Annotated in this window: 13 protein-coding genes; 10 read left to right on the top strand and 3 right to left on the bottom strand. The window is 68.1% G+C overall.

Annotated elements, in window-relative coordinates; genetic code table 11:
• Positions 1-6 precede the first annotated feature (6 nt).
• Together QTH86_RS06910 and QTH86_RS06905 are read right to left on the bottom strand one after the other, a co-directional pair.
• The gene (locus QTH86_RS06910) at positions 7-1,251 is read right to left on the bottom strand and encodes a CmpA/NrtA family ABC transporter substrate-binding protein (RefSeq protein ID WP_286645411.1); all 1,245 of its coding nucleotides are present in this window, start codon (positions 1,249-1,251) and stop codon (positions 7-9) included.
• A gap of 334 nt (positions 1,252-1,585) precedes the next feature.
• The gene (locus tag QTH86_RS06905) at positions 1,586-2,866 is read right to left on the bottom strand and encodes a nitrate regulatory protein (protein ID WP_286645412.1); all 1,281 of its coding nucleotides are present in this window, start codon (positions 2,864-2,866) and stop codon (positions 1,586-1,588) included.
• A gap of 86 nt (positions 2,867-2,952) precedes the next feature.
• On the opposite strand from QTH86_RS06905, the gene tsaD reads away from it, so the two are divergent.
• The 5 genes from tsaD to QTH86_RS06880 all read left to right on the top strand — a co-directional run bounded on the left by tsaD (position 2,953) and on the right by QTH86_RS06880 (position 8,663).
• Positions 2,953-4,023, top strand: coding sequence for a tRNA (adenosine(37)-N6)-threonylcarbamoyltransferase complex transferase subunit TsaD (tsaD, locus tag QTH86_RS06900; RefSeq protein ID WP_286645413.1), 1,071 nt, complete (start codon positions 2,953-2,955; stop codon positions 4,021-4,023).
• A 209-nt stretch (positions 4,024-4,232) separates the two neighbouring features.
• A complete protein-coding gene (locus tag QTH86_RS06895) occupies positions 4,233-5,372 on the top strand; it encodes a hypothetical protein (protein WP_286649359.1) in 1,140 nt (379 codons plus the stop codon).
• A gap of 11 nt (positions 5,373-5,383) precedes the next feature.
• The gene (locus QTH86_RS06890) at positions 5,384-6,499 is read left to right on the top strand and encodes a hypothetical protein (protein ID WP_286645415.1); all 1,116 of its coding nucleotides are present in this window, start codon (positions 5,384-5,386) and stop codon (positions 6,497-6,499) included.
• Between the two features lie 53 nt (positions 6,500-6,552).
• A complete protein-coding gene (locus tag QTH86_RS06885) occupies positions 6,553-7,209 on the top strand; it encodes a hypothetical protein (RefSeq protein WP_286645416.1) in 657 nt (218 codons plus the stop codon).
• A gap of 35 nt (positions 7,210-7,244) precedes the next feature.
• A complete protein-coding gene (locus QTH86_RS06880) occupies positions 7,245-8,663 on the top strand; it encodes a CsgG/HfaB family protein (protein ID WP_286645417.1) in 1,419 nt (472 codons plus the stop codon).
• A 59-nt stretch (positions 8,664-8,722) separates the two neighbouring features.
• Here the strand turns inward: QTH86_RS06880 and QTH86_RS06875 are convergent, their stop codons facing one another.
• Positions 8,723-9,796, bottom strand: a complete 1,074-nt coding sequence (locus QTH86_RS06875) for an AraC family transcriptional regulator (protein WP_286645418.1) — start codon at positions 9,794-9,796, stop codon at positions 8,723-8,725.
• Between the two features lie 191 nt (positions 9,797-9,987).
• Between QTH86_RS06875 and QTH86_RS06870 the strand changes: the two genes are divergently transcribed.
• From QTH86_RS06870 to QTH86_RS06850, 5 genes are read left to right on the top strand one after another with little or no spacing between them, the layout of a single operon-like run.
• Entirely contained in the window at positions 9,988-11,154 is a 1,167-nt protein-coding gene (locus QTH86_RS06870) for a methyl-accepting chemotaxis protein (protein ID WP_286645419.1), read from the top strand.
• A gap of 9 nt (positions 11,155-11,163) precedes the next feature.
• Positions 11,164-11,532, top strand: coding sequence for a response regulator (locus QTH86_RS06865; protein ID WP_262076251.1), 369 nt, complete (start codon positions 11,164-11,166; stop codon positions 11,530-11,532).
• The gene (locus QTH86_RS06860; protein WP_286645420.1) at positions 11,529-11,840 is read left to right on the top strand and encodes an STAS domain-containing protein; all 312 of its coding nucleotides are present in this window, start codon (positions 11,529-11,531) and stop codon (positions 11,838-11,840) included. Before QTH86_RS06865 ends, QTH86_RS06860 begins: the two co-directional genes overlap by 4 nt.
• Positions 11,837-13,975, top strand: coding sequence for a chemotaxis protein CheA (locus QTH86_RS06855; protein WP_286645421.1), 2,139 nt, complete (start codon positions 11,837-11,839; stop codon positions 13,973-13,975). The genes QTH86_RS06860 and QTH86_RS06855 overlap by 4 nt, the downstream gene beginning before the upstream one ends.
• Before the next feature lie 23 nt (positions 13,976-13,998).
• A complete protein-coding gene (locus QTH86_RS06850) occupies positions 13,999-15,663 on the top strand; it encodes a methyl-accepting chemotaxis protein (protein ID WP_286645422.1) in 1,665 nt (554 codons plus the stop codon).
• Positions 15,664-15,669: the final 6 nt, after the last annotated feature.

Raw genomic sequence — 15,669 nt, 5'->3', positions numbered from 1 at the left:
TTCTCCTCAGGCCTTGACCTTGAACGAATCGGCGTACTTGGCCGGGTCCTTCCCGTCCCACACCACGCCATCCATCAGCTTGCTGGTGCGCATCGGCGAGGCGGGAACGGGCGTCTTGGTGGCGGTGGCCGCCTGCTTGTAGATGTCGACGCGGTTGATCTCGGTGGCCACCTTCAGGTAGTCCGGGTGTGCCTTGAGCAGCCCCCAGCGCTTGTGCTGCGTGAGGAACCACATGCCGTCCGACAGGTACGGGAAATTCACCGCGCCGTCGTTGTAGAACTTCATGAAGTTCGGGTCGTCCCAGCTCTTGCCCATGCCGTTGACGTAGCGGCCCAGGATGCGCTGGTTGATCGCGTCCACGCTGGTGTTGACATAGCTCTTGTCGGCGATCGTCTCGGCCATCTTGTTCTTGTTCTGCAGCCCGGCGTCGATCCACTTGCCGGCCTCGAGGATGGCGGCGGTCACGGCGCGCGCGGTGTTCGGGTACTTCTTGACGAAGTCGGCCGTGGTGCCCAGCACCTTCTCGGGGTGGTCCTTCCAGATGTCCTGGGTGGTGATGGCCGTCACCCCGATGCCGTCCATGATGGCGCGCTGGCCCCAGGGCTCGCCCACGCAGAAGCCGTCCATGTTGCCGATGCGCATGTTCGCCACCATCTGCGGGGGCGGCACCACGATGTTCTTCACGTCCTTGAACGGGTCGATGCCGGCCGAGGCCAGCCAGTAGTACAGCCACATCGCGTGCGTGCCGGTCGGGAAGGTCTGGGCGAAGGTGTAGTCGCCCTTTTCCTTGGCGATCAGCTTGGCGAGCGAGGGCGCGTCGACCGCGCCCTTGTCGGCCAGCTTCTTCGACAGCGTGATCGCCTGGCCGTTGTTGTTCAGGGTCATGAGCACCGCCATGTCCTTCTTCGGGCCGCTCAGGCCGAGGTGCACGCCGTAGACCAGGCCGTACAGCACATGGGCCATGTCGAGGTCGCCATTGACCAGCTTGTCGCGCACACCGGCCCAGCTGGCTTCCTTGCTGGGCACGATCTTCACGCCGTACTTCTTGTCGATGCCTAGCACCGAGGCCATCACCACGCTGGCGCAGTCGGTCAGCGGGATGAAGCCGATCTTGACCTCTTCCTTCTCGGGCTTGTCGGAGCCCTGCGCGTAGGCGAGGGCGCGCAGCGCGGGGTCGATGCCGGCGGCACCGACAGCGGCAGCCTGCAGCACGCGGCGGCGGCTCAACTTCGTTTTCAGCAGATCGGTCATGGGGCGAACTCCGGAAGGAATGGCAAGGCCAGAGACAAACAACAAAACAAAAACAAAAAAGGCGTCCGCGTCGCGCCGAAGCTGCTGGGAAGCGAGCTTCGACGGACACGGACGCCTTTGTCCGGTTCGGTGGGAGACACCCCGCGTTGGATGCCGCCTGCCTGAAGACCTACGTCGGTCTATGCACGGTGACATGCAAGCGGTGTGCCAGCAGTCGAGAATCTGTTTTTGCTACTGAAGTTGTAGCGACGAAGCAAGGTCTGGCTGGGGGCGGGGGCTCATTGGATCGACCAGCCTTGTGCAGCACGCTTGTTGTGCGATGCACCAATTGCGCTCAGGGCTTCCCGTCCACGGGCAGGTACTCCGCCATCGAGAGCACCGATTCGGCCACGTCGATCAGCCGCCGGTTCTGGTTCATCGCGGTTTGGCGCAGCATCTTGTGCGCTTCGGCCTCGCTCAGGCGGCGGTGCGCCATCAGCAGGCCCTTGGCCCGCTCGACCAGCTTGCGTTCGTTGAGCGACGCACGCACGGTGTCGAGCTCGTCGCTCATGGCCTGCAGGCGCAGCGACTGCTCCTGGACCATGTCGAGGATCGAGCGCTCCAGCTGGCGGCCGTACGGCGGTCCGCCGGCGGCGGGCGAGGCGGCGAGCAGCGGCGTGGCCGGCTGGTCGAAGAAGGCGGCTGGCGAGGCGGGCGGCGCGTGAGCGAGCTGCGCCAGCAGCGACTCGTGGGTCTGCAACTCGCCGCGGGCGCGGCTGATCTTGGCGATACACAGCTGGTGCAGGTCCGCCGCCAGCCGCTCCTCGACCGTCTGCATGGCGTCGATGCGCCGCGTGCAGCAGTCGAACCACACCGGGCTCAGGTTGGGGTCGAGCGCCACGCCGGCGGGCGCGGCGCAGGCGATGCGACGCAGCCGCTCGAGCTCCGCCGTCTGGGCCGGCGGCAGGTGGGCCAGCCACTGCGCCTCCAGCTCGGGGCCGGAGAACTCCGAGAAGACCTGAAAGCAGCGCTCCTGCGATTCGATCAGATGCAGCCATTGCTGCTGCCGTGCCGCCTCGTTGCGGCCGGACGCGAAGGCCGCAGCACCGCAGGCGCGCTCCTGGCCGGCGAGCTCCTTGCCCTGCATGAAGTTGAACATCGCCACCAGCAGGCGGGAAATCTCGGGGTCGGTCGCGCCATCGGCGGCCTCGAACACCACCGCGAGCAGGCCGGCGATCACCTTGACGAAGGCACCCGTCGCCTCGGCGGCCGGCATCTGCAGGGCACCGATGCGCTGGCGCAGCGCCGGCAAGGCGTCCAGGCCCGGTACCACCCACGCGATGCGGCTGAACAGCCGGGCACTGTTGCCCAGGCGGCGCGGGTCCGCTTCGAGCGCGTCGAAGCATTCGCGCACCGCCTGCTCGAGGCCGGCGCACTCGGCGATCTGCGCAGTCCGTTCGGCGGCGAAGCGCTGGCCACCGGAGGCCAGCAGCACGTTGGAGATGCCGCGCTCGCGCTGCAGGGCATGCACCAGCCGGCCGATGGTGCCGACCAGCGCGCTGGTGCGCGACAGCTGATCGAGTTCGTCGATCTCGCTGCGCAGGGCGGCGATCAGGAAGCTCAGTCCGGATTTCATCGTGTCGTGGGCGTTCCGAGGGGCGGGTGAAGGGGCATGCAGCAACATCCATGCCCCGCAAGCGCGCGCATCCTACACTCGCGGCCATGCTCGTATTGGGAATCGAATCGTCGTGCGACGAAACCGGCGTGGCGCTGGTCGAATGGGAGGGCGCGGCCGTGCCGCGGCTGGCCTCGCACGCACTGCACAGCCAGATCGCCATGCACCAGGCCTACGGTGGCGTGGTGCCCGAACTCGCGAGCCGCGACCACATCCGCCGCGTGCTGCCACTGACGCAGACGGTGTTCGACGAAGCCGGCAAGCGGCTGGCCGATGTCGATGTCGTCGCCTACACGCGCGGCCCCGGCCTGGCGGGCGCATTGCTGGTCGGCGCTGGCGTGGCCTGCGCGCTGGGCGCGGCGCTGGGCAAGCCGGTGCTGGGCGTACACCACCTCGAAGGGCATCTGCTGTCGCCGTTCCTGAGCGAAGATCCGCCGGAATTTCCCTTCGTTGCGCTGCTCGTGTCGGGCGGCCACACCCAGCTGATGCGTGTGGACGGCGTGGGCCGCTACGAGATCCTGGGCGAAACCATCGACGACGCCGCCGGCGAGGCCTTTGACAAGTCCGCTAAGCTGATGGGTCTGCCGTACCCCGGCGGACCGTGGCTGGCCAAGCTGGCGGAGCAGGGCGACCCGGCGGCCTTCAAGCTGCCGCGCCCGCTGCTGCACAGTGGCGATCTCGACTTCTCCTTCGCGGGCCTCAAGACCGCGGTGCTCACGCAGGCCAAGAAGCTCGGCGACCAGCTCGACGTGCGCAAGGCCGATCTGGCGGCATCGACGCAGGCCGCCATCGTCGAGGTGCTGCTCAAGAAGAGCCTGTCGGCGCTGGCCGAGACTGGCCTGAAGCGCCTGGTGGTGGCCGGCGGCGTCGGCGCCAACCGGATGCTGCGCCAGCAGCTCGACGCCGCCTGCGCACAGCGCGGCGTGCGGGTGCACTACCCGGAGCTGCACCTGTGCACCGACAACGGCGCCATGATCGCCATGGCCGCCGCCATGCGCCTGCAGGCCGGCCTGCAGGAAGCGACCGAGGCCTACGCCTTCGACGTCAAGCCGCGCTGGCCGCTGGACAGCCTGGTGCAGACCGCGACCCCCGTCGCCACGGCCACGTTCACGGGCTAGCGGCCGCCGCGGCCTGGCGCGGGTGGTGCGGCTGTCATCCGGTCGACATCCACCGGTCTCCCAATCTTGTACATTTGGAAACGTTCGTAACTTAGCGAATGACAAATGTGGGCGCGTCGATGCGGGCATCTCGCCGTTGCCATCGCGGGCCGACCGGGGAGACATTTTTGAGGTTTTTTGGCAGGGCCATCGCGGCCGGCGCGCTCACCTTGCACGCCTTCTTTCTACCGACGACAGCCCAGGCCCAGGGGACACCGGTCACCTTGGCGGGCCTGGCGTTCTCTGGCGACGCGGCCAGCCTGGACCAGCGCTTTCCGTATTCCCGCGCCTATGAGAAGGGCCTGGAGCAGGCGGGAGACCGGGCCTACGCACGCATCCAGGCGAACATCGCTGCGACGCCGCCCCGGCATCTGACCATCGCGCCGGGCATGATCGAGGAGCTCAAGGGCCGCGACCAGGCGATCGTCACCTCGCTGGTGGTGAATTCGGAGACGGTGTCGGTCGAGCACTTCGGCAGCCTGCGCAAGCTGTTCGTGCTGATCCGTGCACAGGCGCTGTTCTTCGACTTCAAGACCATGACCGTCGTCCGGTCGTATCCGCTGAGCTTCGCGTACATCGATGTCTTCGACCGCGAGCCCACGAAGGCCGAGGTCCTCGCGCGGGTGCAGGCCGTGTACGAAGGTGCCGCGAACAAGCCGGGGATCTTCGTGCGCTATGCCAACGTCCTGGCCGATGCGACGCTCCCGTCGCAGGTGCCGCGCCTGCTCAAGGTTTCCAAGGTCAGCCTGGACCCGAGCGTCATGGCCAGCCTGCCGCCATACCTCAAGAGCGAGCCGGGCATGGCCGAGACGTGGGCCGCCGACATAGTGAGCGAGGCGATTTCGACCCGCGCTGGTGTTCCGCTGATTCCCTATTCGCAAGGCTACGCCGTGGGCAACGTGTTCGCCATGCGCGTGTCCGACGGCACCGTCTTCACCTTGAAGCTGCCCGAGCCCGACTACACGATCGCGGTGGATCTCACCGGCATCAAGAAGGTGAAGTTCGGCTCCGTCGCGGCCGGCGACAGCTTCGTCTACGGCACCTACGCCACGATGAAGATCGAGCAGCCGCTGATGGGCACGGCCTACCTCCACACGGCGCTGAAGAACGGCGAGACCAAGGTCGTCCCCGCCACGCAGACCTACGTCGACGACTTCCCGGCGTACTACGACTCGTGGAACGGCCTGTTCACGCGGTTGGCGACGGCGGTCGCCACCAAAGACATGGGTTGGGTGAAGGCGGCAGCCGCAGCACCCGACATCGAAGCACAGATCCTGAAAACCAACCTCCTGATGTCCCAATGCAAATAACTCGCTCACTCATGGCCGTCGTCCTGGCGTGCTTCGCTGTCGCTTCGGTGGCCCAGGTCCAGCAGGCCCGCGGCAAGGCGTCGGTCACCTACCCCGGCCGGTCGGTGTCGGCCGACGACAAGGCCCGCGCCACGCAGGCGGCGCAGCTCAAGGCGATCGAGTTCTACTACGCCGAAGCCGGCGAGTCGGAGAGCGAGAACTTCGATGTCGTGCGGGAGAAGATCCTGGCGAACCCCGACCGGTACATCCTTGAATCGACCGTGCTGGGCGAAGAAGACATGCCCGACAAGCGCCAGTACACGGTCGCTGTTCGCGTCTCGCTGAACGTGGCCAACCTGCGCAACCTGGTGAAGTCGAACTCCGCCGTCGCCAAGGCGGGGGCCGCCGAGAAATCGCAGCTGGTCTTCGTCTTCGTCTCTCGCGAGGTGGCATCGGTCAAGTCCTTCGACGACCGCGTCTACAAGCGCGTCGACCAGAACGTCAGCGTCAATGCACGCGGTGCGACCAGCGCCAAGGGCACCGAAGGCGAGTCCATCCGCGGCAACCAGATCAGCACCAACGAGTCGACCTCCGCGACGGCCGACTTCTCCGCGAACCGCAGCCGCAGCATCGAGACGGGTGGCAGCACGGTCACGCGTGCGAGCGAAGCCACCTATCGCCTCTACCCGAGCGCCAACCTGAACGTCGTCTTCACCGGCATGTTCGCCCGCGCCGGCTTCGAGGTCATCGAAGCGGGCATGGCCGAACCGGCCACCGGCGGCCGCTTCTCGGTGGCCAAGGTGGAGGAGGACTACCAGACCGGCAACGACCTGAAGTCGGCCACCCTGCAATCCATCGCCGCCGGCATGCGCACGGCCGGCGTGCCCTACGTCGCCCTTGGCACGCTGGACATCGCCCCGGCCGGCAAGGACCCGGCCACGGGCCTGGTGCGCGTTGGCGTGACCGTCAATGCGAAGGTCTACAACGTGTCCAAGGCCATCCCCTCGACCCAGGCGGCCGTCGGCCCGGTCCAGTACGCCGGCGTGGGCCCCGACGAATCGACCGCACGCGGCAGCGCGCTCACGCAGGCCGCGAACAACGCCGCGCGCGAGCTCACCAGCCAGCTGACGGCCAAGGGCATCCAGTAAGCCGGCCCGCCTCGCTCTTCCAAAACCAACCGCATCTTTCGAAAGACAAAACAATGAACAAGCTTCAGATCGCCATCGCTTCCGCCATCCTCGCTCTCGGTGCCGGCACCGCAGCGCACGCACAGTTCTCCATGCCGTCGATCCCCGGCGTGAAGGGCCTGGGCGGCTCGGGCGGCGCCTCGGCCGGTGACCTGACCGGGCAGCAGGATTCGCTGGTGCGCGGCTACGTGGCGGCGAACAAGGACGTGCTGAACGCCAACAGCCTGATGGCCGAGGCGCTGGGCCTGAAGACGGCGGCAGCCACGTCGGCCGCGACCTCGGCGTCGCTGACCGAAGGCGCCACCAAGGATTCGCTGGAAGAGTCGAACAAGGCGGTTGCCGCATCGACCAGCGCCGTGGCCGCCGAAATGGCGAAGAAGCCGGTGCTGGACGCGAATTCGAAGGCGTTGTATTCGAAGGGCCTCGTGCTCCTGGGTACCGGGACCACCAAGCTGGTCGCCGTGGGCAAGAACGTGTCGACCATGGGTTCGAGCCTGAAGAGCGCGTCTCCGCTGCAGTTGCCGAAGCTCCAGTCGGCGGTCTACATCGTCTCCAACTTCCCCGGTTCGATGTCCAACGTCGGCGGCGCACTGCAGAACGCGATCGCGTTCGCGCAGAGCCAGGACATTCCGGTGCCGACCGATGCCAACGATGCCCTCAAGGCCCTGTGAACATCGGCTGATCACTCATGCGTCCACTTCTTCGTATGACCGCCGTCGCTGCGGCGGTGCTGCTGGCTGCCTGCAACAAGGCCGAGCCTGAAAAACCCGCACCGGCGCCCACGCCGATGAGCGTTGCGGCGCCGGCGCCCGATGTCGGCAAGCTGTCGAACGTGCAGACCACCGCGCAAGGCTACGGCGCATCGCCGGGCGAGGCGGTGGCCGAAGCCATGAAGCTGGCCATCCTTCAGGTCAACGGCGCCGCGGTGCAGTCCGCCAGCGTGAACGTCAAGTTCGGCCTCGACGTCAGCCTCGGCCAGGACGCCGCTTCGCTGCGCGGCAACGCGTTTGCCGATGCGGTCACGCAGCGCTCCGGCGGTGTCATCCAGAACTTCAAGCTGGTCGAGATGAAGGAGCCGGGCGTGCTCGGCGGCCAGCAGTACAAGGCGACCATCGAGGCCCGGATCGCGAAGTTCGAGGCCTCTGCGGAGATGCAGAAGGTCAAGCTGGTCATCGGCCAGATCCGGTTCGACAGTGCCAGCCTCCCGATGGGCGACCGCTCGGTGCCGTCGGCGGAAGTCGCAGTGACCCTGCGCCAGCGCATCAGCGACGCGCTGGTGCAGACGGGGCGTTTCGCGGTGCTCGACCGGGAATTCAGCCCCGACATCCAGGGCGAGCTCGACATGATCTCCTCGGGTCAGGCGCCCAGCGCCGAGCTCGCCAAACTCTCGCAGGCCGCGAGCGCGGATCTCGTCTGGAGCGGGCGCGTCAGCAACCTGGCCTACAACCGGCATGCGCGCCAGCTCAGGACGAGCGAGCGCGAGCTGGTGAGCTACTCCGGCGGCTGGGCGCTGACCCAAAAGCTGGTGAACGTGGCGACACGGCAGGTGATGGCGTCGGACGCGCTGCGCGGCAGCGCGCCCTCGACGGAAGCCACCACGCTCGGGCGCGGCGTGGACGGCGGCAAGGTGCTGGAGGACATGAGCACCGACCTGGTCAACCAGGTCGTGACCTCGGTGCTGCGGCGGACCTTCCCCGTGACGGTCGTCTCACGGGACGGAACCAACGTGGTGCTCAGCCAGGGCGGCCAGGCGCTCAAGGAAGGCGCGCGCTACGCGATGGTCACGATGGGTGCCGAGATGAAGGACCCGCAGACGGGCCAGAGCCTCGGCCGCGTCGAGTCGCCGTGCTGCGAACTGGTGATCGAACGCGTGACGCCGAATCTGTCCTATGGCCGGCTGGAGAATGTGCGTTCGAACCTGGATCAGTTGCCACAGGGTGGCCTGCAACTGCGTGCCGAACTCAAGGGTGCGGTGCTCGCCAAGGCGCAGCCCGCCGAAGCGGTTGCGGCAACGGGCGGCGCAGCGGCGCCCGCCGCGCCGGCACAACGGCCCGCCCAGGCGCGCCCGGCGGTTGCGCCCTTGGCGACGCCTGCCACGCCGTCCAAGAGCGACGATAAGTGGTGATGACTTCAGGAGCGCGCAGCCACCTGCGTGCCTGAGGCGCGCGTCGCCGGGCCGGTCGCTCAGCCCGGCCGCTGGGCCGTCTTGCGCAGGCTGGACGGCCCGGTGCCCGTCCACCGGTTGACGGCCCGCCGCAGGCTGCGCGCGCTGGTGTAGCCCGAGCGTGTCGCCACTTGGGTCAAGGACGCGTCCGACTGCGTCACCAGCGTCAGCGTGCGGATGCGCCGGTCGTCGGCGACCAGTCCGCGGAAGCTCAGACCCTCGTCGCACAGCCGGCGGCGCAACGAGCGCTCGCTCATGTTCAAGGCGCGGGCCACCTGCGCCAGCGGCGGGGGGGCGCCGTGGTGCCGGCGGATGATCTGGGCCACGGCCGCACCGATCTCCTGGACGGGCTGGGCCGACCGGGCCGCCTGCAGCGCCTCCTGCATCGCGCGCGCCACCGAGGGCTCGGCGCAGGGCAGGGGGTGCGCTTCCCCGGCAAAGACCAGCCGGTTGGCCGGCCGCTCGAACTGCGGCATCTGTCCGAAGGCCTGCTCGTAGGCGGCCGTGGCAGCCGGCCGTGGCAGGGCCAGCTCAACCGACAGCGGGCGGCAGGCCGGGCCGACGATCTGGCGCGCCAGCGACGCCAGCGAGGCCAGGGTGTAGGTCACCAGAAAGCGCTGCAGCTCCGGGTCGTGGAACAGCGGCTGGGCCACGACGCAAAAGTGCGTCGCGGTCGATTCGCCGTGCAGCGACAGCAGGCAGCCGGCCGGGCGCGGGAACGCGATCAGGAATTCGAGCATCCGCTGCAGGTTCTCGCTCGCCATCATCCCCAGGCCGACCTTGCCGAGCGACACGACGTTAAGCGCCTCGCCGATCTCCAGCCCCAGGTGGGGATTCGGCAGCAGCACGAGCGCGCGCCGGATGGCCTCGGCGCACTGCCGGTACGACACCTGCAGCACGGGGGAGTCCAGATCGACCAGGTCGAAGCCCAGGCCGCGCAGGAGGCCGGACGGGTCCTTCGCGCGGGCTCGTGCATGCGCCACGAGCAAGCGCAGCACGACCGGCGCGATGTCGGCGCGGTGCTCGACCTCGCAGGCCGTGGCAGCGCCACCGGCGGCGGCGTGCAACGCAAGGGCGGGGCGAGGGGATTCCATGGCCCCGATGCTAGAGAGGCGAGCCCTCGGTCAATTGGGCGATGTTGGCCGGATAAGTCCTCTATTTCGTCACTCGTGCCCTCTTGGAGGGCGCCTTGCCCACCGAAATAGAAGGGTGACTGTCGCACCTGTCTGCGGCCTCTGTGGCCGTTGGCCATGGGCTGGGCCTCGTGCGCATTCCTGGAACCAACATGAACCTGAACTTGATGTCGAACCGGAAGAACGCTCAGTTTCTCGTTGCGCCCGCCATGGGCGTGCTTGGCGGTGCGGCCTGTCTGTTCCTGTCCTCGGCGAGCCTCGCGGGTGGGGCCTGCTTCGTGGCGCTGACCGGCCTGGGCGCGGCGGCGGGCTGGTTCGCCGTGAAGGCACAGCGGTCGACCGACGAGTCGCTGCGCCTCTACTTCGTGGGACACCGCGCCTTCAGCGCCGACGTGGCGCCGGTCTGGTCCGGCCAGATCGAAGCCTCGCGCAGCCAGATGGAAACGGCCATTGCCGCGTTGAGCGAACGCTTCGCGGCCATCGTGCAGAAGCTCGGGACGATGCTGTCGGACTCCGGCAGCGGTGGGGGCCAGACGTCGGACGCCGCCGCCGCGGCGCTCTATGCGGACAGCCAGGAACAGCTCCAGGCCGTCGTCGCCTCGCTGCGCGACGCCATGCAGAGCAAGGCGCAGATGCTCGACAAGGTGCAAGGGCTGCAGATCTTTGTCGGCGAACTCCACGAGATGGCCGACGGCGTGTCGCGGCTGGCCCAGCAGACCAACCTGCTGGCCATCAACGCGGCCATCGAGGCGGCGCACGCGGGCGAAAGCGGCCGCGGCTTCTCGCAGGTGGCGCAGGAGGTGCGCGCGCTGTCGCGGGCGTCCGGCGAGACTGGCCGCCTCATCGCCAGCAAGACCGGCGCGATCCGCAGCGCCATCGACGAGGTGCGCAGCGTGGCCGAGGTGACGCGTTCGCAGGAGCAGCAGGTCGTCTCCGCCTCGGAGGCGCGCATCCGCGACGTGCTCGCGCAGTTCCAGGGCCTGACCGGCTCGCTGGCCGATTCGGCCGCCTTCCTGCGCGAGGAGAGCGTCGGTATCCAGGCCGAGGTCAACGACGCCCTGGTGCAGCTGCAGTTCCAGGACCGCGTGAGCCAGGTGCTGGCGCACGTGCGCGACAACATCACGCGCATGCCGACCGTGGTGCAGGACCACTGCGATGCCTGCGAGCGCGACGGCGACCTGCAACCGCTGGAGGCGGCGGGCCTGCTCAAGGAACTCGAGGCCACCTATGCGATGGCCAGCGAGCGCGACATCCACCAAGGCCCCGGCGGTGCCAAGGCATCGGCCCCGGCCCCGCAGAACGAGATCACTTTCTTCTAGAGGACTCCCATGGCAAAGACCATCCTGATCGTCGACGACTCCGCTTCGGTGCGCCAGGTCGTCGGTATTGCGCTCAAGGGCGCCGGGTACGACGTCATCGAGGGCCGCGACGGCCAGGATGCGCTGACCAAGCTCACCGGCCAGAAGGTGCACCTGATCGTCAGCGACGTGAACATGCCCAACATGGACGGCATCACCTTCGTGAAGAACGTCAAGGCCATGCCGGCCTACCGGTTCACGCCGGTCATCATGCTCACCACCGAAAGCCAGGAAGCCAAGAAGCGCGAAGGCCAGGCGGCCGGCGCCAAGGCCTGGGTGGTCAAGCCCTTCCAGCCGGCGATGCTGCTGGCAGCGGTCGAGAAGCTGGTGCTGCCATGAGCGCCCGCTCGTCGCTCGCTCTGGAGGGCGAGCTCACCATCTACGGCGCGGCGGAACTGCAGGCGCGCCTGATCGCGGCGCTTGCCGATGCGCCCGAGGGCCTGGACATCGACCTGGCCGGTGTGACCGAGATCGACAGCGCCGGCGTGCAGCTGTTGATGGCGACGCACCGCGCAGCCCAGGCCAGCGACCGCAGCGTGCGGCTGCGCGCGCCCAGCGAGGCCGTGCGCGACGTCCTGGACCTCTTCGACCTCGTGTCCTTCTTCGACATCGCGGCGGCAGCGCTGCCGCTGGGAGAGCCCGCATGAACATGGACGATGCCCTCCAGACCTTCTTCGTCGAATGCAGGGAACTGCTCGAGGAGATGGACGCCGCGCTGCTCGGCGTGCTGCAGGAGGACGACCCCTCCGACTCCGTCAACGCCATCTTCCGCGCGGCGCACACCATCAAGGGGTCGGCCGGCCTGTTCGGCCTCGACTTCATCGTGGAGTTCGCCCACGTGGCCGAGAGCGTGCTCGACAAGGTGCGCGCCGGCGCGCTGCCGCTGGACGATGCGATGGTCACGCTGCTCCTGGCCTGCCGCGATCACGTCGGCAGCCTGGTCGATGCCGCGGCGGCGGGACACACCGAGGCCGACGACGACCTGACAGCGCGCGCCGCACCGCTGCTGGTGGCGCTGCACCGCCACCTCGGCAGCGAACCGGCCCACGCGCCGGTGGCGGCATCATCGACCGTGGCGGCAGCGTCGAGCGGCACCGAAGCCGACCCCGCCCATTGGCACATCTCGCTGCGCTTCGGCCCGGACGTGCTGCGCAACGGCATGGACCCGCTGTCCTTCCTGCGCTACCTCAAGAAGCTGGGCACCATCACCGCCATCGCCACCTTGCCGGATGCACTGCCGGCGCTGGCCGAGATGGAGGCGGAGTCGTGCTACCTGGGCTTCGAGCTCGCATTGCAAAGCACGGCGGACCGCGCGGCCATCGAAGGCGCCTTCGAGTTCGTGCAGGACGACTGCGCCGTGCGCATCGTGCCGCCGGGCAGCCCGGTGGCCGACTACCTCGATCTGCTCGGCGCCGAGGGTGCGCAGGAGATGGGCGAGATCCTGGTGCATTGCCGCAGCCTCACGCGGGCGGTGCTCGACGCGGCGCTGGCCGGTGCGACGGCCGATGCGCCCTCGGGCGAGCCACCCGTCGCCGAGGTCCAGGCCGCCGGCGCGACCGCCGAGGCGGCGGCGCCGCGGCAGCGCGCGGCCAAGGACGCGAAGGCCGGCGAGACGCAATCGGTGCGCGTCGATGCCGACAAGCTCGACCGCCTGGTCGACCTCGTCGGGGAATTGATCACTGCATCGGCGACCGCCAGCGTGGCGGGGCGTCACCTGCAGAACACCGCCCTTCAGGAGGCGCATTCGACGCTGGTGAGCCTGGTGCAGGAAGTGCGCGACAGCGCGCTGCAACTGCGCATGGTGAAGATCGGTGCGACCTTCAGTCGCTTCAAGCGCGTGGTGCACGACGTCTCGCGCGAGATCGGCAAGGACATCGCGCTGGAGATCCACGGCGAGGACACCGAACTGGACAAGACGGTGGTCGAGAAGATCGCCGACCCGCTGACGCACCTGGTGCGCAACAGCATGGACCACGGCATCGAGAACGCGGCGCTGCGCGCCGAACGCGGCAAGCCCGCGCGCGGCACGGTCACGCTCAACGCGTACCACGACTCCGGCAGCATCGTGATCGAGGTGAGCGACGACGGCGGCGGGCTCTCGCGCGACCGCATCCTGGCCAAGGCGGTGGAACGCGGGCTGATCGAGCCGGGCAAGCCGCTCAGCGATCCCGAGATCTACGGCCTCATCTTCGAACCCGGCTTCTCCACCGCCGAACAGGTGACGAACCTGTCGGGCCGTGGCGTCGGCATGGACGTGGTCAAGCGCAACATCACCGCGCTGCGCGGCGTGGTCGGCATCGACAGCCGGCCCGGTGAAGGCGCGACGGTGACGGTGCGCCTGCCGCTCACGCTGGCCATCATCAACGGCTTCCAGGTCACCGTCGGCAACGCCGTGTTCGTGCTGCCGCTGGAGGTGATCGAGGAGTGCGTGGAGTTCACGGCGGACACGGGCCACGACTACGCCGAACTGCGCGGCCAGGTGCTGCCCTTCATCCGGCTGCGCAAACTCTTCAAGGTGGCGGGTGCGCCCAGCGCACGGCAGAGCATCGTCGTCGTCAAGCAGGGCGCGCAGCGCTTCGGCCTGATCGTGGACCGGCTGCTCGGCGAGGCGCAGACCGTCATCAAGCCGATGGCGCCGATGTTCGCGCACCTGGAAGGCATCAGCGGCTCCAGCATCCTGGGCAGCGGCGAGGTCGCGCTCATTCTCGACGTGCCCATGCTGCTTCGGCAGACGCAAAGCACGAAGCCGGTCGAGAGGCCCGGCACCCCTTCGTTTTCCTGAAACTTCACCAAGGACGGTTCGCCATGTTCTCAAATCTGAAGATCGGGGTGCGGCTGATTGCCGGCTTCCTGATCGTTGCCGGCATCAGTGCCATCGTCGGCGCCATCGGCATCTCGAACGCCTCGAAGATGAACGAGAAGGCGGACGACATGTACGCCATGGAGCTGATGGGGCTGTCCTACATCAAGGAGGCCAACATCGACCTGATCTCGATCGGTCGTGCGCGCAGCAACTTCCTGCTGGCCACCTCGGAAGAAGAACGCTCCCGGCACCTGGCGTCGATCGCCAAGAGCACCGAGTCGCTCAAGGCCAACATCGGCAAGGGCCGTCCGTTGTTCACGTCGGACCGTGCCAAGGAACTGTTCGCTTCGTTCGACAAGGTGTCCGACGACTACCAGCGCGAGATGAAGCAGGCGCTGACGATGGCCAGCGCCAAGAAGCTGGCCGACCGCGACGAGGCGCTGAGCCAGTCGCTGGACAGCGTGCGCGCCAAGGCCAACACGCTGGACGACTACCTGGGCGAGCTGACCCAGCAGAAAGAGGTGCGCGCCAAGGCGGCCGCGGAAGAGACCACCACGCTGTACGAGAGCGGACTGCGCCTGATGCTGGGCGTGATCTGTGGCGGCGTGCTGATCGGCATCGCGCTGGGCTACATCATCAGCCGCAGCGTGACGCGGCCATTGGCCCGCGCCGTGGACGCCGCGAACCGGCTGGCCGAGGGCGATCTGACGGTGGCGGTCGAGGCCACGTCGCGTGACGAGACCGGCCAACTGCTGCTGGCCATGCAGAACATGGTCACGCGCCTGTCGCAGGTGGTAGCCGAAGTCAACGGCGGCGCCGAATCGCTGGCCAGTGCCTCCGAGGAGGTGAGTGCCACAGCGCAGTCGCTGAGCCAGGCGTCCAGCGAACAGGCGGCCGGCGTCGAAGAGACCAGCGCGTCGATGGAAGAGATGACCGCCTCGATCTCGCAGAACACCGAGAACGCCAAGATCACCGACAGCATGGCGACCAAGGCGGCGGCCGAGGCCAGCGAAGGCGGCGAAGCGGTCAAGGCCACGGTGGCAGCGATGAAGCAGATCGCCCAGAAGATCAACATCATCGACGACATCGCCTACCAGACGAACCTGCTGGCGCTCAATGCCGCCATCGAGGCGGCGCGTGCCGGCGAGCACGGCAAGGGCTTCGCGGTGGTGGCAGCCGAAGTGCGCAAGCTGGCCGAGCGCAGCCAGGTGGCGGCCCAGGAGATCGGCACCGTGGCCACGTCCAGCGTGGAGCTGGCCGAGCGCGCGGGCAAGCTGCTCGATGCGATGGTGCCCAGCATCAACAAGACCTCGGACCTGGTGCAGGAGATCACGGCGGCGAGCGAGGAGCAGTCCTCGGGCGTGGGCCAGATCAACTCGGCGGTGAGCCAGCTGAGCCAGACGACGCAGCAGAACGCGACGAGCTCGGAAGAGCTGGCGGCCACGGCCGAGGAGATGAGCAGCCAGGCCGAGCAACTGCAGCGCACGATGAGCTTCTTCAAGCTGGGCGGTGCCAGTGCAGCGGTGTCGGCACGCAAGCCGATCAAGGGCACCGTGGCCAAGGCACCCAAGCCGATGGTCACCAGCCGCAAGAGCGGCAGTCCGAGCCTGGCGCTGGCGGGTGGCGAGCTGGTCGGCGTGGACGAGAGCCACTTCGCCCGTTACTGAAAGGAC

Source organism: Variovorax sp. J2L1-78 (assembly GCF_030317205.1).
GTDB classification, from domain to species: Bacteria; Pseudomonadota; Gammaproteobacteria; order Burkholderiales; family Burkholderiaceae_C; genus Variovorax; species Variovorax arabinosiphilus.
This window is presented reverse-complemented; position numbering and strand designations above follow the sequence as displayed.

Bases quoted from the DNA above. Each gene is read 5' to 3' on its own strand.
- QTH86_RS06875 (WP_286645418.1), bottom strand. From the start codon at position 9,796: ATGGAATCCCCTCGCCCCGCCCTTGCGTTGCACGCCGCCGCCGGTGGC.
- QTH86_RS06905 (WP_286645412.1), bottom strand. From the start codon at position 2,866: ATGAAATCCGGACTGAGCTTCCTGATCGCCGCCCTGCGCAGCGAGATC.
- QTH86_RS06865 (WP_262076251.1), top strand. From the start codon at position 11,164: ATGGCAAAGACCATCCTGATCGTCGACGACTCCGCTTCGGTGCGCCAG.
- tsaD (WP_286645413.1), top strand. From the start codon at position 2,953: ATGCTCGTATTGGGAATCGAATCGTCGTGCGACGAAACCGGCGTGGCG.
- QTH86_RS06885 (WP_286645416.1), top strand. From the start codon at position 6,553: ATGAACAAGCTTCAGATCGCCATCGCTTCCGCCATCCTCGCTCTCGGT.
- QTH86_RS06860 (WP_286645420.1), top strand. From the start codon at position 11,529: ATGAGCGCCCGCTCGTCGCTCGCTCTGGAGGGCGAGCTCACCATCTAC.
- QTH86_RS06870 (WP_286645419.1), top strand. From the start codon at position 9,988: ATGAACCTGAACTTGATGTCGAACCGGAAGAACGCTCAGTTTCTCGTT.
- QTH86_RS06880 (WP_286645417.1), top strand. From the start codon at position 7,245: ATGACCGCCGTCGCTGCGGCGGTGCTGCTGGCTGCCTGCAACAAGGCC.
- QTH86_RS06850 (WP_286645422.1), top strand. From the start codon at position 13,999: ATGTTCTCAAATCTGAAGATCGGGGTGCGGCTGATTGCCGGCTTCCTG.
- QTH86_RS06855 (WP_286645421.1), top strand. From the start codon at position 11,837: ATGAACATGGACGATGCCCTCCAGACCTTCTTCGTCGAATGCAGGGAA.
- QTH86_RS06890 (WP_286645415.1), top strand. From the start codon at position 5,384: ATGGCCGTCGTCCTGGCGTGCTTCGCTGTCGCTTCGGTGGCCCAGGTC.
- QTH86_RS06910 (WP_286645411.1), bottom strand. From the start codon at position 1,251: ATGACCGATCTGCTGAAAACGAAGTTGAGCCGCCGCCGCGTGCTGCAG.